We start from the raw sequence: 5,033 nt of genomic DNA, 5'->3' as shown, positions 1-5,033 counted from the left end.
TGGTATCTTGCGTTACTTGTGTGAAGATACTGCTGTCACTGACATACAAACACTCACCACTCCAGAAATCAGTTTTAACTACCTCGGACAATTTGACCAAGTCCAATTGCAAACTGGTTGGAAATTTGTTTCAAAATCTACTGGAGGCAACCATAGTTTAAGGCAGAATCGTGACTATTTATTAGATATTAATGCTCTGGTGGTAGAAGGCGAATTACAAATTGATTGGACTTACAGTAGTAATGTTCATGCTCAAGCCACAGTCGAGAATTTGGCACAGAGTTATATTCAGGCAATCAGGTCGATAATAGAACATTGTCAATTAGAAGAGAATAGAGGATACACACCATCAGATTTCCCTGATGCACAATTGAATCAAGTAGAAATTGATAAATTATTAGCTTCTATCAAAACTAAAAACGTTGATTCAATTTATAGGCTTTCTCCGACACAACAAGGAATATTATTCCATAGCCTTGATGCGCCTGAAAGTGGGGTATATCAAGAGCAAATCACCTTAAATTTGAAGGGTAATCTCAATGTTGCTGCTTTTGAATTAGCTTGGCAAAAAGTTGTAGATAGATATTCAGTTTTACGTACATTATTTGTTTGGGAAAATCGGACAACTCCATTACAAGTAGTACTTAAACAAGTTAATTTACCTTGGAGTAATCTCGATTGGCAAGGACTATCAACCACAGAGCAACAACAGCAATTATCAGAGTTGTTGCAAACACAAAGAAAACTTGGTTTTCAATTCAACCAAGCACCATTAATGGAGTGTACGTTAATTAAATTAAGTGACGATAGTTACAAATTCATTTGGAATCATCACCACCTTCTTATAGATGGATGGTGTTTATCGATTATCTTCAAAGATGTTTTAAGTTTCTATGAAGCTGAAGTTGCAGGGGAAATTTGTAATTTGTCAAAACCATTTCCCTACAGTGATTATATTGCTTGGTTGTACGAGCAAGATCATGTTGCTGCTCTTGACTTTTGGCAACAAACTTTGCAAGGTTTTAGCACTCCGACTCCCCTGAGAGTAAATAAGCTGAACTTTCAAATTCAGCAGCATCAATCATCGGATTATAAGAAACTTGAATTACGTTTGCCTCAGAGAGTGAATCTGAAGTTACAATATGTGGCACAACAGCACCGTGTAACTTTATCAACTATAGTACAAGCAGCTTGGGCATTACTATTAAGTCGTTATAGTGGCGAGAAAGATGTAGTATTTGGTGTGACTGTTGCTGGTCGTCCAGCCAATTTGTCTGGAGTGGAGGAGATGGTGGGATTATTTGTCAATACCTTACCGTTACGTCTCCAAATATCCCCCCAACAGCAACTAATATCTTGGCTGCAACAAATACAACAGTTAATGCTGGAATTACAGGAGCGCTCTTACACTCCACTGTTTGATATTCAAGCTAGGAGCGAAATAAGAGGAGGAACATCTTTATTTGAAAGTATTGTGGCATTTGAGAATTATCCAGTTGATAGTTCTTTATTGAATGAAGACTGTTCGCTACAGCTCAACCAGATGGAGGCTTTTGAACAAACTAACTATCCATTGACTTTAATTGCAGAACCTTGGAATGAGTTGTTAATTAAAATTCGTTACGATAGTACTCGTTTTGAATCAGATACGATTGGGCGGATGTTAGGACATTTGCAAACCATTTTCTGTGCAATTGTGGAAAATCCTTCACAGACGGTGGGTGAATTACCTTTGTTAACTCAAGCAGAACGTCATCAGTTGTTAGTGGAGTGGAATGATACTGCTACTGAATATCCCACTGATAAATGTATTCATCAGTTATTTGAGCAACAGGTAGAGAGAACACCGGATGCTGTAGCGGTGGTGTTTGATAGAGAGCAGTTGACCTATCAACAATTAAATCAAAGAGCTAACCAACTAGCGCATTACTTGCAAAGCCTTGGTGTGGGAGCAGAAGTGTTGGTGGGTATTTGCGTAGAACATTCAGTAGAGATGGTGGTGGGATTGTTAGGGATACTCAAGGCTGGTGGTGCTTATGTACCCCTTGACCCCAGTTATCCCCAAGAACGATTGAGTTATATGTTAGAGGATTCTAATGTAGAGGTGTTGCTTACCCAGAGATCATTGTTGGAATCCTTGCCACAAAATCAAGTACAGGTAGTTTGTTTAGATAAAGATTGGGTATCTATTAACCAATATACTCAGCAGAATCTTGATGATGTTGAAGTAACTTCTGATAATTTGGCTTATGTTATTTACACTTCTGGTTCTACTGGAAAGCCCAAAGGGGTTACTGTTCCTCACCAAGCGGTAAATCGCTTGGTAATTAATCCAAATTACATTAATTTACAACCAAAAGATGTAATTGCTTTTATCTCAAACTTTTCCTTTGATGCTGTCACTTTTGAGATTTGGGGAACATTGCTGCATGGAGCTAAGCTAATTTGGGTTTCTAAGGATATAGTTTTATCTCCCAAGGATTTTGCCAACTTTATCCAAGAGCAAAAAATTAGCGTCTTGTTTTTAACAACTGCCTTATTTAATCAGGTTGTAAATGTTGTACCGTCAGCTTTTCATTCGGTGCAACAATTGATGTTTGGAGGAGAAGCTGTCGATATTAAGTCGGTCAAAGAAGTTTTGAAAAATGGGTCACCAAAGCGACTGCTCCATGTTTATGGCCCGACAGAAAATACAACATTCACTACCTGGTACTTGGTACAGGATATTCCAGAAGACGCTACAACTATTCCTATCGGTCGCCCTATAAGTAACACCCAAACATACATCCTAGACGAGTACCTCCAACAAGTACCCATAGACGTACCTGGGGAACTGTACATTGGAGGTGATGGCTTAGCAAGAAGTTACCTAAATCGCCCAGAATTAACACAAGAAAAATTTATTCCCAACCCCTTCTCAGATTCAAAATCACAACGGCTTTACAAAACAGGCGACCTAGTTCGCTACTTAGGCGATGGTAATATCGAATTCCTAGGTCGCATTGACTATCAAGTAAAGATTCGTGGTTTTCGCATCGAATCCGAAGAAATCGAAGCAGTTCTTAAAACCCATCCCCAAGTCCAACAAGCTGTAGTTATTGTCAGAGAAGATATTCCTAGTAACAAACGCTTAGTCGCTTATGTGGTTTCTGAGCAAAAAAATCAATCCCAAGCAACAAATCCATTACAGTCATCACATATTGAGCAATGGCAACAAATGTATCACAATCTCTACAGTTCAGAGGTAGAGATCGAAGAATCCAGCTACAACACCGTAGGATGGGAAAGCAGCTATACAGGTAAGCAAATCCCTCAAGAACAGATGCGTCAATGGGCAGATTCTACAGTTGAGCAAATACTCAAATGGCAACCAGGACATGTGTTGGAGATAGGTTGTGGTACAGGGATGTTGTTGTTCCAGATTGCTCCTCATTGCTTGAGTTACTGTGGTACTGATTTTAGTGCACCAGCTTTAGGTTATGTTGAACAGCAAATCAAGCAGCTGGGAGATAGTTATTCACACGTAAGCCTAAGCCAGAAACTTGCTGATGATTTTACAGATATTGAAGAAGGTAGATTCGATGCTGTTATTCTTAACTCAATTGTGCAGTATTTCCCCAGCATCGATTACTTAGTAGAAGTTTTACAAGGTGCAGTAAAAACTTTGGCTAAAGGTGGTTTCATATTTATTGGTGATGTTCGCAACTTGTCATTATTAGAAACTTTTCATGCAGCAACTAAGTTTTATCGCGCTTCAGATTCGTTAACCATAGACCAATTGAGACAGCAGGTGAAAAATGGTGTGAATCAAGATGAAGAATTGGTAATTGATCCTGCCTTCTTTTTAGCTTTAAAGCAACATCTGCCGCAAATCAAACATGTTCAAATTCTGTTAAAACCTGGTGAGTACCATAATGAGCTAACTAAGTTCCGTTATCAGGTAGTTCTTCATGTTAACAAAGAAGTATCTTCCACAGTCATATCCGAATGGCTTGATTATCAAAATAATGGTTTAAATTTATCAGCGATCGCAGAAATTTTAGCAGATAAAAAGCCTCCAGCAATTGGTATTAAACATATACCGAATGCTCGTTTACAAGAAGACGTCACACTTGTTCAAGAGCTTTCTAAGTCAAACGGACGCAAAACTATAGGTCAATTGCGTAATACTTTACATCTCCAAAAACAAGTAGGGGTAGAGCCAGACGATTTGTGTAGTTTGAGCGATCGATTACCTTATGAGGTATATATTACTTGGTCTGGTGCTGGCGAAAATGGTTGCTACAATGCTATCTTCATACGCAATGAATCTCCATTTGACTCCCAGAAAATAATTCCTAACTTGGAGGTAACGTCAGAGGTTAAAGTCTGGAGTGTTTATGCCAACAATCCCTTAAAACGAGAATCAAATCGCGATCTGGTTGCAAAATTACCTATTTTTCTCAAACAGAAGCTACCAGAATACATGATTCCTACTGCTTTTGTGACTTTGGACAGTCTACCGTTAACACCAAATGGCAAAGTAGATAGAAAAGCACTAAGCGCACCTGATGGAACAATCACAAGAGTTCACGAATACGTAGCACCATGCACCCAAGTAGAACAAACTTTAGCCAACATTTGGCAAGAACTGCTGATCTTGGAAAAAATCAGTATCCACGACAACTTCTTTGAAATTGGTGGTGATTCTATTCTTAGTATTCAAGTAGTTTCTCGTGCGAAAAACTTAGGAATAGAAATCAGTATCAAACAAATATTCCAAAATCAAACTATTGCTAAATTAGCCAAAGTCGCTAATATAGTAGTTAATTTTGAATGTAAACAAGGTCTAGTTACTGGAGTTGCAAACCTAACGCCAATTCAGCACAGATTCTTGGTACAAAATTCTTCAGAAGCCCATCATTATAACCAATCAGTTTTATTAGAGATTCCCAAAAATATCAAAGCGGAATTCCTAAAGAAAGCTGTAGAGCAATTATTAGAACATCATGATGCTCTACGTTTACGATTCAGTTGCGTTACATCAGAATACA

At 38.4% G+C, this 5,033-nt stretch carries 1 protein-coding gene; it reads left to right on the top strand.

Translation table 11 applies throughout. The features are described from left to right. Positions 1-5,033, top strand: a 5,033-nt coding sequence (locus FNW02_RS37265; protein WP_191762486.1) for a non-ribosomal peptide synthetase, incomplete at both ends; no start/stop codon positions are given.

Source organism: Komarekiella delphini-convector SJRDD-AB1, assembly GCF_014831675.1.
In the GTDB taxonomy this organism is placed as follows: domain Bacteria; phylum Cyanobacteriota; class Cyanobacteriia; order Cyanobacteriales; family Nostocaceae; genus Komarekiella.
The sequence above is the reverse complement of the archived record's forward strand: the minus strand, read 5'-3'. Positions and strand labels throughout refer to the sequence as shown.